Annotated in this window: 22 protein-coding genes; 14 read left to right on the forward strand and 8 right to left on the reverse strand. The window is 66.5% G+C overall.

The genetic code is table 11. The features are described 5' to 3' along the window. Nucleotides 1–75: 75 nt before the first annotated feature. Nucleotides 76–573 carry a glutathione peroxidase gene (locus ACP2WS_RS08715; RefSeq protein ID WP_426460430.1) on the forward strand — a complete coding sequence of 166 codons (498 nt, stop codon included), beginning with the start codon at nt 76–78 and terminating at the stop codon, nt 571–573. Between the two features lie 28 nt (nt 574–601). Here ACP2WS_RS08715 and ACP2WS_RS08720 read toward each other — a convergent pair whose 3' ends face one another. The 5 genes from ACP2WS_RS08720 to fur form a co-directional block, all read right to left on the reverse strand. After that, nucleotides 602–820 (reverse strand): hypothetical protein, encoded by a 219-nt coding sequence (locus tag ACP2WS_RS08720; RefSeq protein WP_374491812.1) that lies wholly within the window; start codon nt 818–820, stop codon nt 602–604. Nucleotides 821–1,071: 251 nt separating this feature from the next. Continuing rightward, nucleotides 1,072–1,569 carry a carboxypeptidase regulatory-like domain-containing protein gene (locus ACP2WS_RS08725; RefSeq protein ID WP_426460431.1) on the reverse strand — a complete coding sequence of 166 codons (498 nt, stop codon included), beginning with the start codon at nt 1,567–1,569 and terminating at the stop codon, nt 1,072–1,074. A 546-nt stretch (nt 1,570–2,115) separates the two neighbouring features. After that, on the reverse strand, nt 2,116–2,832 hold the full coding sequence (locus ACP2WS_RS08730) for an LrgB family protein (protein ID WP_426460432.1): 717 nt from the start codon (nt 2,830–2,832) through the stop codon (nt 2,116–2,118). After that, a complete protein-coding gene (locus tag ACP2WS_RS08735; protein WP_426460433.1) occupies nt 2,825–3,223 on the reverse strand; it encodes a CidA/LrgA family protein in 399 nt (132 codons plus the stop codon). Before ACP2WS_RS08735 ends, ACP2WS_RS08730 begins: the two co-directional genes overlap by 8 nt. A gap of 300 nt (nt 3,224–3,523) precedes the next feature. After that, entirely contained in the window at nt 3,524–3,955 is a 432-nt protein-coding gene (gene fur / locus ACP2WS_RS08740) for a ferric iron uptake transcriptional regulator (RefSeq protein WP_426460434.1), read from the reverse strand. Nucleotides 3,956–4,095: 140 nt separating this feature from the next. Between fur and ACP2WS_RS08745 the strand changes: the two genes are divergently transcribed. The 7 genes from ACP2WS_RS08745 (at nt 4,096) to ACP2WS_RS08775 (ending at nt 9,674) form a co-directional block, all read left to right on the forward strand. Beyond that, nucleotides 4,096–4,620: an outer membrane protein assembly factor BamE gene (locus tag ACP2WS_RS08745; protein ID WP_374491807.1), complete on the forward strand. Its 525-nt coding sequence runs from the start codon at nt 4,096–4,098 to the stop codon at nt 4,618–4,620. Nucleotides 4,621–4,701: 81 nt separating this feature from the next. Continuing rightward, on the forward strand, nt 4,702–5,553 hold the full coding sequence (gene dapB, locus ACP2WS_RS08750) for a 4-hydroxy-tetrahydrodipicolinate reductase (RefSeq protein ID WP_426460435.1): 852 nt from the start codon (nt 4,702–4,704) through the stop codon (nt 5,551–5,553). Beyond that, nucleotides 5,550–6,200, forward strand: a complete 651-nt coding sequence (locus ACP2WS_RS08755; RefSeq protein WP_426460436.1) for a MotA/TolQ/ExbB proton channel family protein — start codon at nt 5,550–5,552, stop codon at nt 6,198–6,200. The genes dapB and ACP2WS_RS08755 overlap by 4 nt, the downstream gene beginning before the upstream one ends. A 56-nt stretch (nt 6,201–6,256) precedes the next feature. Next, nucleotides 6,257–6,637 (forward strand): ExbD/TolR family protein, encoded by a 381-nt coding sequence (locus ACP2WS_RS08760; RefSeq protein WP_426460437.1) that lies wholly within the window; start codon nt 6,257–6,259, stop codon nt 6,635–6,637. 72 nt (nt 6,638–6,709) lie between these two features. Then, on the forward strand, nt 6,710–7,066 hold the full coding sequence (locus ACP2WS_RS08765; protein WP_426460438.1) for a DMT family protein: 357 nt from the start codon (nt 6,710–6,712) through the stop codon (nt 7,064–7,066). Nucleotides 7,067–7,437: 371 nt separating this feature from the next. Next, the gene (locus ACP2WS_RS08770; protein WP_374491802.1) at nt 7,438–7,842 is read left to right on the forward strand and encodes a hypothetical protein; all 405 of its coding nucleotides are present in this window, start codon (nt 7,438–7,440) and stop codon (nt 7,840–7,842) included. Nucleotides 7,843–7,868: 26 nt separating this feature from the next. Then, entirely contained in the window at nt 7,869–9,674 is a 1,806-nt protein-coding gene (locus ACP2WS_RS08775; protein ID WP_426460440.1) for a phosphatase domain-containing putative toxin, read from the forward strand. A 54-nt stretch (nt 9,675–9,728) separates the two neighbouring features. Here ACP2WS_RS08775 and ACP2WS_RS08780 read toward each other — a convergent pair whose 3' ends face one another. Next, complete coding sequence (locus tag ACP2WS_RS08780; protein ID WP_426460441.1) at nt 9,729–10,727, reverse strand: TauD/TfdA family dioxygenase; 999 nt, start codon at nt 10,725–10,727, stop codon at nt 9,729–9,731. Between the two features lie 301 nt (nt 10,728–11,028). Here ACP2WS_RS08780 and leuS point away from each other — a divergent pair, with 301 nt between their 5' ends. The 4 genes from leuS (at nt 11,029) to ACP2WS_RS08800 (ending at nt 16,727) form a co-directional block, all read left to right on the forward strand. Beyond that, nucleotides 11,029–13,749, forward strand: coding sequence for a leucine--tRNA ligase (leuS, locus tag ACP2WS_RS08785; RefSeq protein WP_426460442.1), 2,721 nt, complete (start codon nt 11,029–11,031; stop codon nt 13,747–13,749). Between the two features lie 8 nt (nt 13,750–13,757). Then, nucleotides 13,758–14,276 (forward strand): LPS-assembly lipoprotein LptE, encoded by a 519-nt coding sequence (locus ACP2WS_RS08790; RefSeq protein WP_426460443.1) that lies wholly within the window; start codon nt 13,758–13,760, stop codon nt 14,274–14,276. After that, nucleotides 14,273–15,328: a DNA polymerase III subunit delta gene (gene holA, locus ACP2WS_RS08795; RefSeq protein ID WP_426460444.1), complete on the forward strand. Its 1,056-nt coding sequence runs from the start codon at nt 14,273–14,275 to the stop codon at nt 15,326–15,328. The genes ACP2WS_RS08790 and holA overlap by 4 nt, the downstream gene beginning before the upstream one ends. A 109-nt stretch (nt 15,329–15,437) precedes the next feature. Next, on the forward strand, nt 15,438–16,727 hold the full coding sequence (locus ACP2WS_RS08800) for a glutamate-5-semialdehyde dehydrogenase (protein ID WP_426460446.1): 1,290 nt from the start codon (nt 15,438–15,440) through the stop codon (nt 16,725–16,727). A gap of 105 nt (nt 16,728–16,832) precedes the next feature. On the opposite strand, the gene ACP2WS_RS08805 is transcribed toward ACP2WS_RS08800, so the two are convergent. Next, the gene (locus ACP2WS_RS08805) at nt 16,833–17,477 is read right to left on the reverse strand and encodes a regulatory protein RecX (RefSeq protein ID WP_426460447.1); all 645 of its coding nucleotides are present in this window, start codon (nt 17,475–17,477) and stop codon (nt 16,833–16,835) included. A gap of 14 nt (nt 17,478–17,491) precedes the next feature. Further along, entirely contained in the window at nt 17,492–18,565 is a 1,074-nt protein-coding gene (gene recA / locus ACP2WS_RS08810; RefSeq protein ID WP_426460449.1) for a recombinase RecA, read from the reverse strand. A 149-nt stretch (nt 18,566–18,714) separates the two neighbouring features. On the opposite strand from recA, the gene ACP2WS_RS08815 reads away from it, so the two are divergent. Together ACP2WS_RS08815 and ACP2WS_RS08820 are read left to right on the forward strand one after the other, a co-directional pair. After that, on the forward strand, nt 18,715–19,257 hold the full coding sequence (locus ACP2WS_RS08815) for a MarR family winged helix-turn-helix transcriptional regulator (protein ID WP_426460450.1): 543 nt from the start codon (nt 18,715–18,717) through the stop codon (nt 19,255–19,257). A gap of 48 nt (nt 19,258–19,305) precedes the next feature. Beyond that, nucleotides 19,306–19,722, forward strand: a complete 417-nt coding sequence (locus ACP2WS_RS08820; protein ID WP_426460451.1) for a DUF2946 family protein — start codon at nt 19,306–19,308, stop codon at nt 19,720–19,722. The last annotated feature ends 109 nt before the right edge of the window (nt 19,723–19,831 follow it).

Below are 19,831 nucleotides of genomic sequence, written 5' to 3' on the forward strand. Positions count from 1 at the left end.
CATGAGTTCGATGGAAGGGCAAGCACCGATGTGGCGTTCCTTTTCTTTTTGCTGCAACCGACACAGGGCTGATGCATGAGCTGCCTGAGCGATTTCACCCCGCTGGATCTGTCCGGTCATCCCTATCCCCTGAGCCGCCATGCGGGTGAGGTGGTGCTGGTGGTGAATACGGCAAGCCACTGTGGATTCACGCCGCAGCTGGAGGGGCTGGAAGCCCTGTACCGGCAGTTCCGCGAGCGGGGGTTCGTGGTGCTCGGGTTTCCCTGCAACCAGTTTGCCGGACAGGAGCCCGGCACCCCGGACGAGATCGGCACATTCTGCAGCTTGCGGCATGGCGTGGACTTCCCGATGATGGCCAAGGTCGATGTGCACGGGCCGCAGGCCGATCCGATGTTTGTGTGGCTCACCCACAGCCTGCCAGGGGTGTTGGGAACGCCGCGCATCAAATGGAACTTCACCAAGTTTCTGGTGGGGCGCGATGGACATCCGCTGCGCCGCTACGCCCCCTGGACGCGGCCGGAACGGCTGGCTGCGGACATTGCGCAGGCACTGGAGAGCGGTTCAGGCACCTGAACCACTCCTTGCAGGGACACTCCCCAGCTCAGGTACAGAAATCCACTGCACCGGAGGCCGTGGTGCACCATGTCTGCACCTCGGCATGGCGGGAATGGCTGCTGTCGGTGTCCGTGGCGGAAACGCGCTGGGTACTGCCTTCGCCGCGCAGCCACACCACCTGCACCAGCACGGCTGCGATGCAGGCCAGTGCGATCAGACCAAAGCCGAGCAGCGGACGCTTCAGGAAATGGCGGAGCATGTTCATGGTGCTTCTCCTTGCAGTGCAGCAGGATTGCCGGTCAGCCACAGAATACTTCAGATGGCTGCTTCCTGCAGGCGAAAAAGTGTGTCTGAAAACTTCGGCAGGACGGCTTGTGGGGGGAGCGGCTCCCGCAGCCTTGTCCTGTCGGATATGTGGGAAAGATCCTCCAGAGTCTGGAAAGTTCCGGCATGGCTGTCATCGAGACAGACTGTCACATCTGTGCCATGGCCGGGCATGCTGCCTGCCCGGCAGGATCAGGGGCGGAAGGTCAGGTGCACCGTCACGGGCTTGCCTGCCAGATGCACCGGATGGGTCAGGGTCTGGCCCTTTTGCGTGGCCTGCACCGTGTAGTGGCCGCGTGGCAGATCGATCAGGCAGAGGGGACCGCCGGCACGCGTGGCGAGCACGGTGCGTCCCCGGCTGTCGGCAATGCGCATCTGGACGTCGGCATCGTAGGCGCCGGTGGGGGTGCTCATCAGCAGGGACAGGGCATGGTCTTTCATGGCATGGCGCATGGCGGTCGATTCGTCGATGCCTATGCCGCCGCAGCTCCATTGTGCTGAGCCTTGATGCTGCATGGCCGGAATCGGCACGGGCTGAGCGGGCGGTGCCGGCTGGGCCACGGCCAGGGCCACCGTACCGCCGGCGCACCAGGCGGCAGCGGTGATGCGCAGCATGGCGCGGGCGCGGGCCCGGAAACGCTGGGCCGGAGTGAGGGGAAGGGCAGGGGTGGAAGCGGTAGGAATGGTCATGGCGGTCTCCTGATGATGGGGCCGTTCGTGTGGCGTGGACCGGGATCGGGATGCATCTCCGCGCTCGCTCCGGAAGGGAGGAGGCGGCAGTCGGAGCCTTGGCGGACGGCAGAAGTGCCGGCGGTACGACCGGGGAGGGTCGGAATATCTGGCATCCGGAGGGCAGAGAGCCTGCTCCGGGCAACTGTGCATCCAGTGAACCCGCGGCACGGCAACGCGGCCATCGGGCCGGGCAGATGGCTGCCGTGCGGGCCCGGGGTTTGGACGGTTTCATTGTAGGAACGCCATGTGACATGCATTTGTCAGCAGGCGTGGCAGCGGTGACTGCATGCAACGCCGGGCACATCTGTCCTGGCAACCCCCGGCAGATGTGTTGCCGACGCAACCTTTGCTTACCGGGGCAGTTCACCCAGACCCTTGGCCGTACCGTACCGTGCCGTGCCGTGCCGTGCCGTGCCGTGCCGTGCCGTGCCGTGCCGTGCCGTGCCGTGCCGTGCCGTGCCGTGCCGTGCCGTGCCGTGCAGGCAGACCCGGGGCCAGCCCGCCTCAGGTAAAGAAGGCGGCGATGAGCGGGATCAGGATGGAGCCGATGAGGGCCTGCATGCCCAGTGCGAGGCCAGCAAAGGCGCCGGCTTCAGGGTGAACGTAGATGGCCCGCGCAGTACCGAAGCCATGGGACTGCGCGCCGAGCGCAAAGCCGCGCACGGCCCAGCCGCGCGCGCCGATGGCGTTGAGCACATACGAACCCCCGATGGCTCCGATGAGTCCGGTGATGAGCACGAACACGGCCGTCAGTTCAGGCACACCGTGAATCGACTGCGCGATGCCCATGGCCACCGGGGCCGTGATGGCCTTGGGCGAGAGCGAGCGCAGCAGGTCGGGCGGCAGGCCCATGGCCCACCCCATGAGCACGGCCGAGCCGCATCCGGCAATGCCGCCCAGCACAGCTGCCGTCAGCAGGGTACGGATGTGGCGCAGCAGCACTTCGCGCCGCAGCCACAGGGGCCAGGCCAGGGCCACCACGGCCGGCCCCAGCAGAAAGTGGATGAACTGGGCTCCCGCGAAATACCGGGGATAGGGCGTGTGCGTGACCAGCAGCAGCAGGATCAGGACCACGACCGACCACAGGACCGGATTGGCCCATGGATTGGCATCGAGCCTTGCGTAGACGGCCGAGGCCAGCACGTAGGCACCGAGCGTGGCCGTCAGTCCAAACAGCGGCGTGCTCGACAGATAGGTGAAGAACTGGACGAAATCATTCACGGGGTGCTCCTGTCTCCGGGGGCAGGGCAGCCTCCTGCACCATCTGGGCAGTGGTGCCGCGCATCAGCCACTGCATGACGAGGGCCGTGACCACCAGCCCCAGCGCCGTGGAGGCGAGCAGGATGATGGCGATGCGCCCACCGTACTGCTGCAGCAGTGGCAGCTGGCTCACCACTCCGACGCTGATCGGCACGAACAGCAGCGCCAGATGCGAGAGCAGGAATTCGGCACAGGCCTGCACCGGAGCGCGCAGAGGACGCCAGGCGAGGCTCGGGAGCAGCAGCATCATGCCGATGACAGGGCCGGGGAGTGGAAGATGCAGCAGCCGTGCCAGCCCCTCGCCGGCGGCCTGCATGAGCAGCAGAATGGTGAAACCTTGAAGACCTTGCATGAACAGAAAGCTTTCTTGACGAAAAAATGCAGCGCTCACCCCCGCACTCCGGATGCGTGACCCGGATGATCAGGAGGCGGCCTGCATGTCAGGCCGTGTCGGATGGGGCACGTGACCCGGGCCGGGATGCACACTGTCCCGGCACCCGATGGGCCTGCATGGCGATCATGCTATGCGATCCGGGTCCGTCCGAGCCGGCAGGAAAGCGTGATTTTTCTGCCACTGTCGTGTGAGCAAACTGCAAAGCGCAGCAAGGCCTGCCCCCTGCATGGCCCAGGTGGGGCACGGGCCAGTGGGGGGTCAGTGCGACGGCCGGTGGGGGCAGTCGGGCTTCTGGCAGTGGGCGTACAGGCTCAGGGCGTGGTCGGCGAGTGCGAATCCACGTTCGCGGGCAATCGCTGTCTGGCGCTTCTCGATCGCGGGATCGACAAATTCCTCGACCCGGCCGCAGTCCAGGCACACCAGGTGATCGTGGTGCTGCCCGAGGTCGAGCTCGTAGACGGCACGTCCGTTGTCGAAGCTGCTGCGGCACAGAAGGCCCGCCTGCTCGAACTGGGTGAGCACGCGGTAGACGGTGGCCAGGCCCACGTCCGATCCTTCCTGCATGAGCACGCGAAAGACATCTTCGGCACTCATGTGCCGTTGTGTGCTCTGTTGAAAAACTTCCAGGATCTTCAGCCGCGGGGCGGTGGCCTTGAGTCCGGTGCTCTTGATTTCTTCGATGTTGTCCATGCGGGCGGAATGGGGAATCGGCAATGCGTGCAGGACATGTGGGAAACGGTCACAAACCCACCCGTCCGGCAAGGCGGCGAGTGCAGGGGCTGCCGCTACAATGTGCCGGATCATATAGCTTTATTGTCAGGATGCATACCATGCCTGTTATGAACCGTTGGCACCGTCTGTCCCGTTCCGCGAAGGCGGTGGCATGCGCGTGCACGCTGGGGGCCGTGCTGGCTGCCGGCGGCTGCGCCATCTACAAGCCCGAGGTCATCCAGGGCAACTTCATCTCGCGCGAGCAGGCGGCTGCGCTGCAGCCGGGCATGCCGCGCGCCACGGTGCGGCAGGTGCTGGGCACGCCCCTGCTGACCGACATGTTCCGCTCGAACCGCTGGGATTACGTCTTCACCATCAAGAACCGCAAGGGCGTCGCGCCCCAGCGCTATGCCCTGACCGTGTATTTCGAGGGCGATGTTCTCAGCAAGGTCGAAGGCGCAGATACCCTGCCGGCCGAGCTGGACTTCGACCGTGAGATCGGTGGCAAGCGCACCTACAAGCCGCGTTCGCTCGAAGCCTCTCCCGCCCAGCTGGAGCAGTTTGCCGCACACAACAAGCCGGCAGCCCCGGCGTCGCTGCCGACGGCCCCTTCCACGACCAGCTATCCGCCGCTGCCCCAGTAAGGGCGGGCAGCGTCTCTCATTCCCGTGCAGGCGGGTGCCAGGGGTGCCTGCCTGCGCCTCTTCCATGTGCAGGATTTTCCCGTGAGCCTTTCTTCTTCTGCCGCCACCGGGCGGCATGCCATTGCCATTGCCGGCGCCTCCGGGCGCATGGGCCACATGCTGATCGAGTCTGTCATGCAGGCTGATGACTGCACGCTCACCGGCGCACTCGACCGTGCGGGCTCGCCCACTCTGGGCACCGACGCGAGCGCCTTTACCGGGCAGCTCTCCGGCGTGGCCATCACCGCCGACCTGGCGCAGGGGCTGCAGGGGGCGCAGGCCCTCATCGACTTCACCCGTCCCGAAGGCACCATGCAGCATCTGGCGGCCTGCCGTGCAGCTGGGGTGAATCTGGTGATCGGCACCACCGGCTTCACGGACGCACAGAAGGCCGAGATCGCAGCCGCCGCTCAGGACATTGCCATCGTCATGGCGCCCAACATGAGTGTGGGCGTGAATGTCACGCTCAAGCTGCTCCAGATGGCCGCCCAGGCCCTGTCCACGGGCTACGACATCGAGATCATCGAGGCACACCATCGCCACAAGGTCGATGCGCCCAGCGGCACTGCGCTCAAGATGGGCGAGGTGATTGCCGAGGCGCTCGGGCGTGATCTCAAGACCTGCGCCGTCTATGAGCGCTATGGCCACACCGGCGAGCGCGATCCGTCCACCATCGGTTTCTCGACCATTCGCGGCGGGGACATCGTGGGGGATCACACCGTGATGTTCGCAGGCACCGGCGAGCGCATCGAGATCAGCCACAAGTCCAGCAGCCGTGCCGGCTATGCGCAGGGCAGCCTGCGCGCGGTGCGCTTTCTGGCGGGGCGCTCCAGCGGCCTCTACGACATGTTCGACGTGCTCGGGCTGCGCGACGGAGCCGGGACGGCGGCATGAACCTGGTCGCGCTGTGGCAGCAGGGCGATGCCGTCAGCCGGGGCGTCATCGTGGTGCTGCTGTGCATGTCTGTGCTGACCTGGGTGGTCATCGTCTACAAGGGCTGGCTCGTGGCGCGCGCCCGCCGCAGCGTGCCCCGCAGCATTGCGGCCTACTGGCAGGCGGCGGATGCCACCGCCGCATGGCAGGGGGTGCGCGCCCATGATCCCCTGCGGCTCGTGCTGCCGCTCCTCGATGGCGTGCAGGCCCCGGATGTGGCGGCGCAGGCCACGCTGGAGGCCACAGGGTCCCGTGCTGCACGGCTCACCCGCCGCCTGCGCGAGGCGCTCGGCTCCGCGAGTCGCCAGCTGCAGTGGGGGCAGATCGTGCTGGCCACGATCGGTTCCACGGCGCCCTTTGTCGGGCTGCTGGGCACGGTGTGGGGCATCAACCATGCGCTCACGGGGCTGGCCGGTGCGGGAGCGCTCAGCATCGACAAGGTGGCAGGCCCGGTGGGCGAGTCGCTCATCATGACGGCCTTTGGGCTGCTGGTGGCCATTCCTTCCGTCATGGCCTACAACGTGTTTGGCCGCCTCATCGCGGGCGTGGTGGAGCAGCTCGACGGCCTCGCGCACGACCTGCTCGCCCTGTACGGCGAAGCGGCCTGAGGGGGGGAGTTGCCATGCCTCTCGGACGGTTCGAAACCCCGGAGCGTGAACGCCCCATGAGCGATATCAACATGACGCCGCTCGTCGACGTGATGCTGGTGCTCGTGGCCATTCTGCTCATCACGGCGCCGCTGCTCGCGAGCCGCATCGCGCTCGACCTGCCGCAGGCGCAGGGAACCCGGCAGGCAGCGCCCGACGCCGCGTTCGTGCGCATCTCGGTGCAGGCCGATGGCCGCCTCTACCTCAACGATGCCGAGATCACCGAGGCCGCGCTGGCCGCGAGCCTGCGGCAGACGGCGCAGACCCGGCCTGCCACCGAGGTGCAGCTGCGCGCCGACCAGACCGTGCCCTACGGGACTGTGGCTCGCATCATGGGGCTGGCCCAGCAGGCCGGGCTTTCGCGCATCGGCTTTGTGGCTGTGCAGCCTGCATCCTGATGCGGGGCCTGCTGCGGTCCTGGGCCCTGTGATTTTTCTTGCTGCGTGCGCCTTGCGGGCACGTCTCTTGCCATGCTGATGTCCATTCGCCCCGCCTGGGGCTTTGTGCTGCTGCTTCTGTGCAGCAATGTGTTCATGACCTTTGCGTGGTACGCCCACCTGCGGGAGCTGGCCACGCGCCCCTGGTATGTGGCGGCGCTGGCCAGCTGGGGCATTGCCTTGTTCGAGTATCTGCTGCAGGTGCCGGGCAACCGCCTGGGCTACACCGTCTTCAGTCTGGGGCAGCTCAAGGTCATGCAGGAGGTCATCACCCTGACCGTGTTCATCCCCTTTGCGGTGTTCTACATGAAGCAGCCCCTCCGGCTCGACTATCTGTGGGCGGGGCTGTGTCTGCTGGGGGCGGTGTATTTCATGTTCAGGGGACAGTGAGCACGGGCTGCGGGCGCGGGCAATTCATGTATTTTCATTGATGCTTATTAATGTACAAATTATTTTGATCATGAATGAAATTTAATCTTCGGTGCCTGTCAGGTGCGCGACAAAATCTTGCGTAGAATAAAAATGCATCTGCAGTAATGGTTTTATGGGGCATGTCCGCCAGAGTTTATTCTGGATGGCTATGATCCGTGAAAACCCTGCTGCATCCGCCGGTCGGTGTGCTTCGATGGATGTCATATATATTCATATACGCATGTGCATATATGAACGGAAAATCCATGAGAAGCGGGCGGCAGGTGGAAATATTCCTCCTGCAAGGGAAGATATTCATTTTCATTCACGAATTACAGGAGATTGCCGCCATGTCCCTCGATACCCAGATTGCTGCTGCCGTGCAGACCGTTCCCGAATGCCTGGCGCTGGGCTATGTCGACATTGCCTCGGGCATGCTGCTGTCGGTCAAGACAGTCGACTCGCATCCCCAGGAGGTGCTGTCTCTCGTGGCGGCCGCCACTGCGGATCTGTTCGCGGGCCCCAACGTGTCCATGATCGAAAAACTGTTCAACCAGGCGCGTGGTCTGGTGGACGATGGGCACCATTATTTCCAGGAAATCCTGGTCAACAGCGACAACCTGATCCACGTCTTTCTGCGTGGCAAGAAATATCCGGATTACGTGGCCATTTTCGTGTGTCGCAAGCATGCCAATCTCGGCATGGTGCTGACCAAGGCACGCATGGCCATGCCGGAGATTGAAATGTCCGTGTAAGTATTCAGAATGGGGAGGGCTTGCTCATGCAAGCAACGCAATCCGGTAACGGACACCCGCATGCCATGCTGGAACTCAGGGAGTTCGGCTGTTCCTTTGGGCAGCATGTGGTCTTTCAGGGGCTGAATGCCCAGATTCCCCTGCAGGGCATCACCATTCTCATGGGGCCGACCAAGACCGGCAAGTCCACCCTCATGCGCACGCTGGCCGGTCAGTACCGCGGCAATGTGCACATGCGGCAATGGGGGGACATCCACCTCAACGGAGTCCCTCTGGAGGAGGCAGGGCCGGTGCCACTCATGCGGCAGCATGTGCGCATGCTCCAGGCCACAGTGCGCGAGGCCTTCCATGTGCTCGTGCGTCAGCGCCAGGCTGCGCACCATGTGCCCCATCTGGATGCCGGCGAGTGGGCCGAGGCGCTGCTCACGCGCTACGGCATGTCCGCCCTTTCGGGGCGGATGTCGCAGGCTGTCATCGACCTGCCGGACTGGCAGCGCTATGCCTTCATCACGCTGGCGCATGCGCTCACGGCGCCGTCGCTGCTGCTGCTCGACGAGCCCACCTTCGGCATGAAGCCTGATTCCGTGGCAGCCCTGCTGCCGCTGCTGCGCAACATCTCGCAGCACCATCCGCTCCTGGTGTCGCTGCACAACCAGCAGGAAGCCCGGCGCCTCGGCGACCGCATCCTGCTCATTGGCGGGGGGCAGGCCGTGGCGAGTGCGCCGGTATCGGAGTTCTTCACGCATCCGGTCAATGCCCTGGCCGATCACTTCATCCACACCGGGAGCCTGGATCTGCCGTCGCCCGACGCGCCCGAGGAATGGCTGACCGATGAAGGACGCGCCCTGCGCGAGAGCCTGCACCAAGCGGCCCCTTCGGGAGAGCCCGCATCTCCGGCAGTGCAGCCTGTCGGGCAGCCGGTGGATGCGGCATCTGCCCCCCTTCCTGAGGATCGGGGGCCTGCGCCCGAGCCCGATGTGCAGGCGCTGGCGGCAGAAGCACAGGAACCGGTCCCGATGCCGGCACAGTCTGTCGCGGCAGAAGTGGAGGCTGTGTCTGCATCTGCCTCTGTGCCTGCGGCCAAAGAGTCTGCTGTCGAAGAGTCTGCTGTCGAAGAGTCTGCTGTCGAAGAGTCTGCTGTCGAAGAGTCTGCTGTCGAAGAGTCTGCTGTCGAAGAGTCTGTGCCCGAGCACGAGCTTCAGGCGGACTCTGAGGCGGCACCTGCCGCAGCGCTGCCTGCGGCGGCGGCAGGGGAGTCCGCACCGGCAGAAGGGGCAGGGCGGCGAGCGCTGCCCATGCCGGACGGGCAGGGGGTGCAGGATTCGGCCATGGTGGGCAAGGTGATGCTGCACAGCACCCATGTGCCTGATGGATTCTCGTGGATCGTGCCCCTGAAGCTGGCGGGCTGCGCGCAGCCGGGCCTGCTGCGGCCGATCGACTACGACCTCGATCTGCTGGCGCAGGTGGGCATCACCATGCTGCTCACGCTGACCGAGACCGACCTGGACCAGGCGGCGCTGACGCGCAACCGCCTGCGCAACATCCACTTTCCCATCTACGACCGCGAGGCGCCGAGCATCACGCAGGCCTACATGGTGAGCAAGCGCATCCAGCGCGCCATGGATCAGGGTGAGCGGATCGCCGTGCACTGCAAGGCAGGCATAGGCCGCACGGGCACCATTCTGGCGTGCTGGATGATCCACCAGGGCGGCGTGGGGGCGCAGGGCGCGATCGAGCGGCTGCGCTCCATCCGGCCCAGCTATGTGCAGAGCCGCGAGCAGGAGGAGTTCCTGTACGCCTTCGAGCAGGACATTCTGTCGCGGCTGCAGTAAGAAAGGTCTGCCCCCGATGCCCTCCTGCGAGGGCAGGGGGCTGGGGAACTGTGCTTACACCGTGGCGGGAGCGGCTGCGGGCACAGGGTCGGGAAAGCCGTTGCGCCCCGGAAAGTCGGGCGAATGCGAGCGGGCGTTGGGCATCTGCAGCCACAGCCGCAGCAGGCGGCGCCGCTGGGTCGGGTCGTCGTGGTCCTCGAAGCCGGTGCGCGAATGCAGCACCACGTTGTTGTTGGCCAGCTGCAGGTCGCCCGGTTCGAGCATCATGTCGATGCGGTGCTCGGGGTTGTGGATGGCCTCGTCGAAAATGTCGAGCGCCTTGATTTCCACGGCCGACAGGGGCAGCCCCATGATCTCGTGACCCAGCTCGATGTACTGGCGCAGGTAGCGGCAGCTCAGCTTGCCTTCGTGGTAGCTGAACAGGGCCGACAGCGCGGGTGTGTCCTGGCACAGGTGGGCCATGTACCAGCGCTTGTAGTACAGGCCGAGGTATTCGGGGTGTTCGGCAAGGATCTGGTTGTAGATGGCGGCCACGCTCACGAGGCTCGACAGGCCGCCCTCCTTGGCCTTGCGCTGGCACAGCAGGCCCACCACATCGGAAGGGTCGGTGTGGTAGGGCAGGTAGAGGTTGGTTTCGTAGACGCGGGTGTGTCTGTCCTGCGCGTTGCCCACGGCCGAGACGGTGCCCAGCAGGTCTCCGCGCGGGTTCTGGCGCACGGGTCTGCCCAGATGCAGGCCCAGGCCATAGCACACGGCCTGCACTTCCTCGTCGGTGTAGCGCTCCACCGGAATGCCGCGCACCACCACGAAGCCGCGACCGTCCTCCAGCGCGTCGGCCCATGCGTTCAGCTGGGGCGCGAGGGCATCGATCGGAAAGTCTTCTCGGGTGAAGTCGGGGTAGCGCAGCCCGCGCGCCTTGAGGGTGGCGAGTGCCGCATCCAGCACTGCAATCGATGCGAGCGACAGCGGGTAGACCCAGTCCTGGCGCTCGCGAAAGTCGGCTGCCGTCCAGGCGGCGGGGCCGGTGACGGGTTGGGTGAGGATGAGAGACATGGCGGCGTTCCTGAAAAAGAGGCCCATGAACCGGCAAAGCAATCGGTTTGCGGCCTTTTGGGGACAAAAGCCCTCCACTTTACCGTATCCGAAAGCGAGTGGGGCCTCCTGGAGCCCTGTGCGGAAGGCCGCCGGACCGGATGCTGCAGCGTGCTGCCGGGGAGGTGGTGCGGTATATTTCAAGTTTCGCGCAGCAGGCCGATGCCGCCCCCGGTTTTCGAGCCGGGCACCGTCTTCACGGCCTGCCGCTGCGCGCGCCATCTCCCTTGTGACGCCTGTTCCTGTCCCAGGCGACTTTGCCATGCAAGAAAACTACCAGCCCACCCCGATCGAGGCCGCCGTCCAGCAGACGTGGCGCGATGCCCATGCCTACACCGTCAGCGAGGATGCCCCTGACGCCGCAGGCCACCAGAAGCCCAAGTTCTATGCCTGTTCCATGCTGCCCTATCCCAGCGGCAAGCTGCACATGGGCCACGTGCGCAACTACACCATCAATGACATGCTCACGCGCCACCTGCGCATGAAGGGCTTCAACGTGCTCATGCCCATGGGGTGGGATGCCTTCGGTCTGCCGGCCGAGAATGCGGCCATCAAGCACGGGGTGCCGCCGGCCCAGTGGACCTACGACAACATCGCCTACATGAAGAAGCAGATGCAGTCCATGGGCCTGGCCATCGACTGGAGCCGCGAGGTGGCGACCTGCGATGCTGACTACTACCGCTGGAACCAGTGGCTGTTTCTCAAAATGCTCGAAAAGGGCATCGCCTACCGCAAGACCCAGGTCGTGAACTGGGACCCGGTCGACCAGACCGTGCTGGCCAACGAGCAGGTCATCGACGGCCGGGGCTGGCGCACCGGCGCGCTGGTCGAGAAGCGTGAAATCCCCGGCTACTACCTCAAGATCACCGACTACGCCGAGGAGCTGCTCACCCATGTGCAGGTGGGCAATCCGCAGGCCACGCTCGAAGGCTGGCCCGAGCGCGTGCGCCTGATGCAGGAGAACTGGATCGGCAAGAGCGAGGGGGTGCGCTTCGCCTTTCCCCACGACATCCGTGGCGAGGATGGCGAGGCCATAGGCGGCGGGCGCATGTACGTCTTCACCACCCGCGCCGACACCATCATGGGCGTGACTTTCTGTGCCGTGGCGCCCGAACATCCGCTCGCCCAGCATGCGGCGCAGGACAATGCCGAGCTGGCCGCCTTCATCGAGAAGTGCAAGCAGGGCGGCACCACCGAGGCCGAGCTCGCCCTCAAGGAAAAGGAAGGCATGCCCACGGGGTTGACCGTGACACACCCCATTCTGGGGGTGCCGGTGCCCGTGTGGGTGGGCAACTACGTGCTCATGGGCTATGGCGATGGCGCCGTCATGGGCGTGCCCGCACACGATGAGCGCGACTTCGCCTTTGCCCTCAAGTACGGCATTCCCATCAAGCCGGTGGTGCTGGTCGAGGACGAGCCCCCCTTCGATTACCACCACTGGCAGGACTGGTACGCGGACAAGACCCGGGGCGTCACCATCAATTCCGGCGACTTCAGCGGACTGGGCTACCACGAGGCCGTCGATGCGGTGGCCGCCGTGCTGGCCGGCAAGGGGCTGGGCGAGAAGAAAACCACCTGGCGCCTGCGCGACTGGGGCATCAGCCGCCAGCGCTACTGGGGCACCCCGATTCCCATCATCCACTGCGAGGAGCACGGCCCGGTGCCGGTGCCCGAGAAGGATCTGCCGGTGGTGCTGCCGCAGGACTGCATCCCAGACGGCAGTGGCAACCCGCTGCTGCGCCACGAAGGCTTCCACCATGGCGTGACCTGCCCGATCTGCGGCAAGCCCGCACGCCGCGAGACGGACACCATGGACACCTTCGTGGACAGCTCGTGGTACTACATGCGCTACACCTGCGCGGGCAATGACCACAAGATGGTCGATGCCCGCACCAACTACTGGATGCCGATGGACCAGTACATCGGCGGCATCGAGCACGCCATCCTGCACCTGCTGTACGCGCGCTTCTGGACCAAGGTCATGCGCGACCTGGGGCTGGTGGAGTGCGACGAGCCCTTCCAGCGGCTGCTCACGCAGGGCATGGTGCTTAACCACATCTACAGCCGGCGCACGGCCAAGGGGGGCAAGGAGTATTTCTGGCCCAGCGACGTGGAGAACGTGCTCGACGAAGGCGGCAAGATCATCGGGGCGCGCCTCACCAAGGCCATACCCAGTGCCGACGGCGAGCTGCCCGTGGGCACGCCGATCGACTACGAGGGCGTGGGCACCATGTCCAAGAGCAAGAACAATGGGGTCGATCCCCAGCTGCTCATCGAGAAGTACGGGGCCGATACCGCGCGGCTCTACACCATGTTCACCGCGCCGCCCGAGGCCACTCTCGAATGGAACGACGCCGCCGTGGAGGGCAGCTACCGCTTTCTGCGGCGTGTGTGGAGCTTTGCCTACCGCCACCGCGATGCCCTGCAGGCCGGCCAGGTCCCGGTCGACCAGTCCGGCAGCCAGCCCGCCTACGGGGCGGCCGCGCGCCAGCTGCGTCTGGAAATTCACACCACGCTGCGCCAGGCCAACTACGACTACGAGCGCATGCAGTACAACACGGTGGTGTCGGCCGTGATGAAGATGCTCAACACGCTGGAGGGCTTCCGTCCCGCCGAAGGTTCGGCCGAGGACGCCATGGCCCTGGCCGAGGGCTTCGGCATTCTGCTGCGCGTGCTCTATCCGGTGTGCCCGCACATCACTGCCGCCCTGTGGACCGAGCTGGGCTACACGGGACGCATGGGGGTGCTGCTGGACGCGCCCTGGCCCGAGGTGGACGAAGCCGCGTTGGTGCAGGACGAGATCGAGCTCATGCTGCAGGTCAACGGCAAGCTGCGCGGCAGCATCCGCGTGCCGGCCGATGCCGACCGTGCCGCGATCGAGGCCGTGGCCCTGGCGAGCGAGGCCTTCCAGCGCTTTGCCGAAGGCGCCGCGCCCCGCAAGGTCATCGTGGTGCCCAAGCGCCTCGTCAACCTCGTCGTGTGAGGGTGGTCATGCAACGCCGGCATTTTCTCCTGCACGTGCCGCTGGCGGCGGCCGGTGCCTCGGCTGCCGCGCTTGCGCTCGGCGGCTGCGGCTTTCACCTGCGCGAGGCGCCGGTGCTGGCCTTCCACTCGATCTACATCGAGGGCGACCCCAAGTCGGTCATCGTTTCGCGGCTCCGGCGCCTGCTGGCGCCCCAGGTGCGCATCGTCACCGAGGCGGCCCACCGGAACGAGGCCGACGTGATTCTGCAGATCCTCTCGGACCGGCAGGAACAGGTGGCGGTTGCGCGCGGGCCTACTGCCCAGGTGCTGGAGGTGGAGCTGCGCGTGCTGGTCGACTTTGCCCTGGTCACGCCAGGCGGCAAGGAGCTGATCGCGCGCAACACACTGGAGCTCTCGCGCGACGTGAGCTACAACGAAACCCAGACCCTGTCCAAGGACGAGGAATTCGCCACCCTCTACCGCGACATGCGCATCGACGCCGTGCAGCAGATCCTGCGGCGGCTCGGCGCGGTCAGGAGCCTATGAACCTGCCCGCCGCCCAGCTGGCACAGCAGTTGCGCAAGGAACTCCGCCCGCTGTACGTGTTTCACGGCAGCGAGCCACTGCTCGTGCAGGAGGCCGTCGATGCCGTGCGAGCGGCCGCACGTGCCGCTGGCTTTGCGGAGCGCACCAGCCATACCGTGAGCGGCGCCCACTTCGACTGGGGCGAGGTGCTCGGTGCAGCCCAGTCGCTCAGCCTGTTTGCCGACCGGCGGCTGGTGGAAATCGCCATTCCCGGCGGCAAGCCAGGCAAGGACGGTGCGGTCGCGCTGCAGCAGCTCGCGGAAGCGGTCGACGGGAGCGACAGCCTGCTGGTGATCGTCACCCTGCCTCGGCTGGACCGCACGGCCCGCGCGAGCGGCTGGTTCACGGCCCTCGAGTCCCATGGGGTGGCTGTGCAGATCGACGCCGTGGAGCGCCAGCAGCTCCCGCAGTGGATCGCCCAGCGCCTGCGCGCCCAGGGGCAGCAGGTCGCCGCCGGAGCCGAGGGCGAACATGCGCTGCGTTTCTTTGCCGACCGGGTCGAGGGCAACCTGCTGGCTGCCCACCAGGAAATCCAGAAGCTGGCCCTGCTGTACCCCGAAGGCGAACTCGGTGCCGCACAGATCGAGTCCGCCGTGCTCAACGTGGCCCGTTACGACGCCTTCAAGCTCGGCGAGGCCGTGCTGGCCGGGCAGGTCGAGCGGGTCGAGCGCATGCTCGACGGCCTGGAGGCCGAGGGCGAAAGCGCCGTGCTGGTGCACTATGTCCTGGCCGAAGACATTCGCGCGCTGGCGCGTGTGCGCCAGTCCATGGATGGCGGCAAGCCGCTGCCCATGGCCCTGCGCGAGCAGCGCGTGTGGGGGCTGCGCGAGCGCCTGTTCGAGCGCGTGGTGCCCCGGCTGGACGGGCGTGCGCTGGCCCGGCTGGTCCATGCAGCCCATGTCGTGGACGGCATCGTCAAGGGCATCCGGGTGCCCGAGTGGCCCGACGACCCGTGGCAGGCCCTGCAGCGGCTGGCTTTCATGGTCTGCCGGCAGATGCGCGCGGCCGCCTGACCGATCCGCAGCAGGCGCTGTCGGGACGTTGCGCTTATCATTGCAGGGAGATCGGCCGCCGTAGCGCGGCCTTTGCGCATTGCTCCTTCCCTTCGATTCCGTACAGCACATGACTTCCCAAGACGTTTCCACCCTCATGCAGCACATGGGCGCACGCGCGCGCGCGGCTTCCGCCGTCATGGCACGCGCCCCGGCGGCCCGGAAAAACCAGGCCCTGCGCGAGCTGGCGCGCCTGCTGGGAGAGGCGGGGCCGGAGCTGCAGGTGGCCAACGAGGCCGACGTCGCCCGGGCCCAGGCGGCCGGACTGGCTGCGCCCATGGTGGACCGCCTGCGCCTGACGCCCGGAATCATCGCCACCCTGCAGGAAGGCTGCCTGCAGCTGGCCTCCATGGCGGACATCATCGGCGAGATCAGCGGCATGCGCGAGCAGCCGAGCGGCATCCGGGTGGGGCAGATGCGGGTTCCGTTGGGCGTGTTCGGCATGATTTACGAGAGCCGTCCCAACGTCACGATCGAGGCCGCCAGCCTGAGCATCAAGAGCGGCAATGCCTGCATCCTGCGAGGCGGCAGCGAGGCCATCGACTCCAACAAGGCGCTGGCCAGGCTGGTGGGCCGTGCCCTGCAACTTGCCGGTCTGCCCGAGGATGCGGTGCAGCTCGTGCCCACCACCGACCGTGCGGCCGTGGGGCAGCTCATTGCCATGCCGGACTATGTCGACGTGATCATCCCGCGCGGCGGCAAGGGACTCATCGAGCGCATCAGCGCCGAGGCCAAGGTGCCGGTCATCAAGCACCTGGACGGCAACTGCCACACCTATGTCGACGATCCGTGCGACGTGGCCATGGCCGTGACCATTGCCGACAACGCCAAGACCCAGAAATACAGCCCCTGCAACGCGACCGAGAGCCTGCTGGTGGCGCGTGGGGTGGCGGCGGACTTTCTGCCGCGCATCGCGGCCGTGTACCGCGACAAGGGCGTCGAGATGCGGTGCGACCCGGAGGCGCGTGCCATTCTGGCGGCCGATCCGGCCCTGCAGGATGCCCGCCTCGCCGAAGCCACCGAGGCCGACTGGTCGGCCGAATACCTCGCACCGATCATCAGCATCCGGGTCGTGGCGGGCGTGGACGAGGCCATTGCCCATATCAACCGCTATTCGTCGCACCACACCGATGCCATCGTCACGACGGACCATGTGCATGCCCAGCGCTTTCTGCGCGAGGTGGATTCGGCCAGTGTCATGGTCAACGCCAGCACGCGGTTTGCCGACGGCTTCGAGTACGGACTGGGTGCCGAGATCGGCATCAGCACCGACAAGTTCCATGCACGCGGGCCGGTGGGCATCGAGGGACTGACCTCGCTCAAGTACGTGGTGCTGGGGCAGGGTGAGATCCGTCGCTGAACGGAGTGCCTGCGAAGGAATTCCCTGCGGCCGCCTCCGTCCGGGTGCCCACGCGCCGATGGGTGGCTTCCCGGGCTTCCTGAGGGGAAAATCGCCCGGTCAGCATCAGGGGCCGTCTTCGGTGCAGGAGGAGCTGCTCCCGTCGCCGTCGGGGTTTGCCAGACTGCCGGAAAGCACCTGCCGGATGGTGTCGTGCCGGAACCCCCGACTGGCCAGAAAGCGGGTTTGCCGTGCCCGCTCCTGAGGCGAGGAGGGGAGCGTGCCGAACTTGCGCTGCCACACGGCCCATGCCCGGGCAGGTTCATCGTCGGCAGCGCGCAGCCCGGCGAGGGTGGCGTCGATGACCGTGGCGTCCAGCCCTCTCTGCCGCAGCTCCTGAGCCAGTCGCGCATCGCCCATACGGCCGGCACGGCGGTGCACCAGCGACTGGGCTGCCCGCTCTTCGCTCAGGTAGCCGCGCGCCGTCATGTCGTCAAGCACCCGGGCAATCTCTGCGTGGGAGTCGGCTTTGGCATCGGCGTCGCCAGACTCCACGCAGGGCAGCTCCTGCGGGAGGGGGCTGTCATCGAGATCGCGTTCGGCAGGGCGGCGGTCGGTCTGGAAGTGCCCGCGTGCGGCTGCACGCTCCTGCGCCTGGCGGGCTTGCTGCTGCAGCCACTGGGCGAGCTTGCGCTCCATCTCGGCGCGTGAGTGGTCGCGCGTGGCCAGCAGCTGCAGGGCCTTGGCTTTCAGGGTGAGTGGGGGGCGCATGGACGACCGGGGCCTCAGTGGGGGCCGGAATCCGGGACGGCTTCCTCGGCTGCGGCTGCCGCCGGCGCGGCGATGGGCGGGAGCTGGATCACGCCCAGATGGGCGCGGACCTTGTTCTCGATCTCGCGGGCGAGGTCGGGGTTCTCGCGCAGGAATTCGCGCGTGTTGTCGCGGCCCTGGCCGATCTTCTCGCCGTTGTAGGAGTACCAGGCGCCTGCCTTGTCGACGATGCGGGCCTCGACGCCCATGTCGATGATTTCGCCCTCGCGGCTGATGCCTTCGCCGTAGAGAATGTCGAAGTGGGCGTCCTTGAAGGGCGGGGCCACCTTGTTCTTGACGACCTTGACCTTGGTCTCGTTGCCGATGGCGCTGTCGGCCTTCTTGATGGTGCCGACGCGGCGGATGTCGAGGCGCACGCTGGAGTAGAACTTGAGCGCGTTGCCGCCCGTGGTGGTTTCGGGCGAGCCGAACATCACGCCGATCTTCATGCGGATCTGGTTGATGAAGATGACCATGCAGTTGGTCTTCTTGATGGTGGCGGTGAGCTTGCGCAGGGCCTGGCTCATGAGGCGGGCCTGCAGGCCGGGGAGCTGGTCGCCCATGTCGCCCTCGATTTCGGCCTTGGGGGTGAGGGCGGCCACCGAGTCGATCACGACCAGGTCGACGGCGCCGCTGCGCACGAGGCTGTCCACCACTTCCAGCGCCTGTTCGCCGGTGTCGGGCTGGCTGATGAGCAGGTCGGGCAGCCGCACGCCGAGCTTCTGGGCGTACTGCACGTCGAGTGCGTGCTCGGCATCGACGAAGGCACAGGTGCCGCCGGTCTTCTGCATTTCGGCAATGACCTGCAGGGTGAGGGTGGTCTTGCCGGACGATTCGGGGCCGTAGATCTCGATCACCCGGCCGCGCGGCAGGCCCCCGACGCCCAGGGCCACATCCAGCCCGAGCGAGCCGGTGCTGACGGTCTGGATGTCCTCGATGGGCTCGCCCTCGCCGAGGCGCATGACGGTGCCCTTGCCGAACTGCTTCTCGATCTGGGCGAGGGCGGCCTGCAGGGCCTTGGCTTTTTCATTCTGGTCGACGGCTGCCATGACAAACTCCTTGTAGGGAAACTGTGCAAAAGATCATGCTGGATGCGTAGACAGTAGTTTAGGGGTGTATATCGGCTTGTAAAGCATTTTGTTGGTCAGTCTGCATGACCAGATTAGAATGCGGCCATTCTCTTCTTCGGGAGCCGATCATGGCAGGAGTACGTACCCCCCAGGGCGGGCGGATGCGCAGCCACCGGGCGCTGCCCACGCCGCCGGACGACTGGCGGGCCAGCCACCTGGGGCGTCTGCTGGGGCATGCCATGCGGCGCTTCGATGCCCGGGTGCTGCAGCTCATGGCGCAGGACCCCGAGGTGCCGCTGGCGCTGTCCAATCTGGCGGCCCGCCAGCAGGTGGGAGCGGCGCATATCCACCTCACGCGCCACCTGCCCCTGCAGGGGGGGCGGCTCACCGATCTGGCAGCTGCGGCGGGCATGCGCAAGCAGGCCATGGCGTCGCTGGTGGATCAGTGCGAGGCCTGGGGGCTGGTGCGGCGCGAGCAGGACCCGGCCGATGCACGGGCCCGGCGCATCGTGTTCACGTCCATCGGGCTGGCCTGGCTCGGCGGCTTCGAGCGTGCCGTGGCGCAGGCCGAGGCCGAGTTTCGCGACGAGGTGGGGCCGGAAGTGGCGGTCGTGGTGCGGCTGGGGCTGGAGATCTACGCCGGTGGCGGCGACTGGGAGGCGCGGGGCTGAGGAAGCCTGCCCCCTATAATGCCCCTTCCCGCAGTAAAGTCTTTCGACATGTCCGTCTCCCTTCTCCATCCCCGCCAGCAGCGCTGGATCGCCTTTCTGAGCGGTCTGCTGATGGCGCTGGCCGTGATGGCGCCGACGGTGTCGCGCGCACTGGCCGCCGAGGGCGTGGGCGGCTGGGAGATGGTCTGCAGCGCCGAGGGCATGCGCTGGGTTCAGGCGGGAGACGAGGAAGGCGACGAAGCCCATGCCGCCGGTGGCGACCACGGGTTCTCGCTCGATGTCTGCCCGCTGTGCGTGCTGGCCACGGACCGGCAGGCACCGCCGTCGCTGCCTCCGGCCCTGCCGGTGCTTGCGGCCGCGGCGCAGATCGTGGCCGACCTGGTGGTGCCCCCGCCGCCTGTGCTGCGGGTGCCCTGGTCGGCTCCGCCGCGCGGTCCTCCTGCAGACGCGCCTTTGTGGTTCTGAAGCCGAGCCGGCCGCTGGCCTGCTGGCGCTCTGCCTGATGCCCGGTCGCCCTGCGCGCCACCGAGGCCCGGGGCCTTCCTGACGTGTTCTTTTCCCTTCCCGTTTGCCG

Origin of the sequence: Brachymonas moutaii (nom. illeg.) (assembly GCF_049977365.1) — a bacterium.
Lineage (GTDB): Bacteria > Pseudomonadota > Gammaproteobacteria > Burkholderiales > Burkholderiaceae_C > Brachymonas.

Excerpts from the sequence above, each read along its gene's own strand:
- ACP2WS_RS08765 (WP_426460438.1), top strand. The coding sequence starts at position 6,710 with ATGCTGATGTCCATTCGCCCCGCCTGGGGCTTTGTGCTGCTGCTTCTG.
- ACP2WS_RS08715 (WP_426460430.1), top strand. The coding sequence starts at position 76 with ATGAGCTGCCTGAGCGATTTCACCCCGCTGGATCTGTCCGGTCATCCC.
- ACP2WS_RS08720 (WP_374491812.1), bottom strand. The coding sequence starts at position 820 with ATGAACATGCTCCGCCATTTCCTGAAGCGTCCGCTGCTCGGCTTTGGT.
- ACP2WS_RS08755 (WP_426460436.1), top strand. The coding sequence starts at position 5,550 with ATGAACCTGGTCGCGCTGTGGCAGCAGGGCGATGCCGTCAGCCGGGGC.
- ACP2WS_RS08725 (WP_426460431.1), bottom strand. The coding sequence starts at position 1,569 with ATGACCATTCCTACCGCTTCCACCCCTGCCCTTCCCCTCACTCCGGCC.
- ACP2WS_RS08735 (WP_426460433.1), bottom strand. The coding sequence starts at position 3,223 with ATGCAAGGTCTTCAAGGTTTCACCATTCTGCTGCTCATGCAGGCCGCC.
- ACP2WS_RS08760 (WP_426460437.1), top strand. The coding sequence starts at position 6,257 with ATGAGCGATATCAACATGACGCCGCTCGTCGACGTGATGCTGGTGCTC.
- fur (WP_426460434.1), bottom strand. The coding sequence starts at position 3,955 with ATGGACAACATCGAAGAAATCAAGAGCACCGGACTCAAGGCCACCGCC.
- ACP2WS_RS08775 (WP_426460440.1), top strand. The coding sequence starts at position 7,869 with ATGCAAGCAACGCAATCCGGTAACGGACACCCGCATGCCATGCTGGAA.
- ACP2WS_RS08790 (WP_426460443.1), top strand. The coding sequence starts at position 13,758 with ATGCAACGCCGGCATTTTCTCCTGCACGTGCCGCTGGCGGCGGCCGGT.
- leuS (WP_426460442.1), top strand. The coding sequence starts at position 11,029 with ATGCAAGAAAACTACCAGCCCACCCCGATCGAGGCCGCCGTCCAGCAG.
- ACP2WS_RS08780 (WP_426460441.1), bottom strand. The coding sequence starts at position 10,727 with ATGTCTCTCATCCTCACCCAACCCGTCACCGGCCCCGCCGCCTGGACG.
- ACP2WS_RS08820 (WP_426460451.1), top strand. The coding sequence starts at position 19,306 with ATGTCCGTCTCCCTTCTCCATCCCCGCCAGCAGCGCTGGATCGCCTTT.
- recA (WP_426460449.1), bottom strand. The coding sequence starts at position 18,565 with ATGGCAGCCGTCGACCAGAATGAAAAAGCCAAGGCCCTGCAGGCCGCC.
- ACP2WS_RS08745 (WP_374491807.1), top strand. The coding sequence starts at position 4,096 with ATGCCTGTTATGAACCGTTGGCACCGTCTGTCCCGTTCCGCGAAGGCG.
- ACP2WS_RS08805 (WP_426460447.1), bottom strand. The coding sequence starts at position 17,477 with ATGCGCCCCCCACTCACCCTGAAAGCCAAGGCCCTGCAGCTGCTGGCC.
- ACP2WS_RS08770 (WP_374491802.1), top strand. The coding sequence starts at position 7,438 with ATGTCCCTCGATACCCAGATTGCTGCTGCCGTGCAGACCGTTCCCGAA.
- ACP2WS_RS08815 (WP_426460450.1), top strand. The coding sequence starts at position 18,715 with ATGGCAGGAGTACGTACCCCCCAGGGCGGGCGGATGCGCAGCCACCGG.
- ACP2WS_RS08800 (WP_426460446.1), top strand. The coding sequence starts at position 15,438 with ATGACTTCCCAAGACGTTTCCACCCTCATGCAGCACATGGGCGCACGC.
- holA (WP_426460444.1), top strand. The coding sequence starts at position 14,273 with ATGAACCTGCCCGCCGCCCAGCTGGCACAGCAGTTGCGCAAGGAACTC.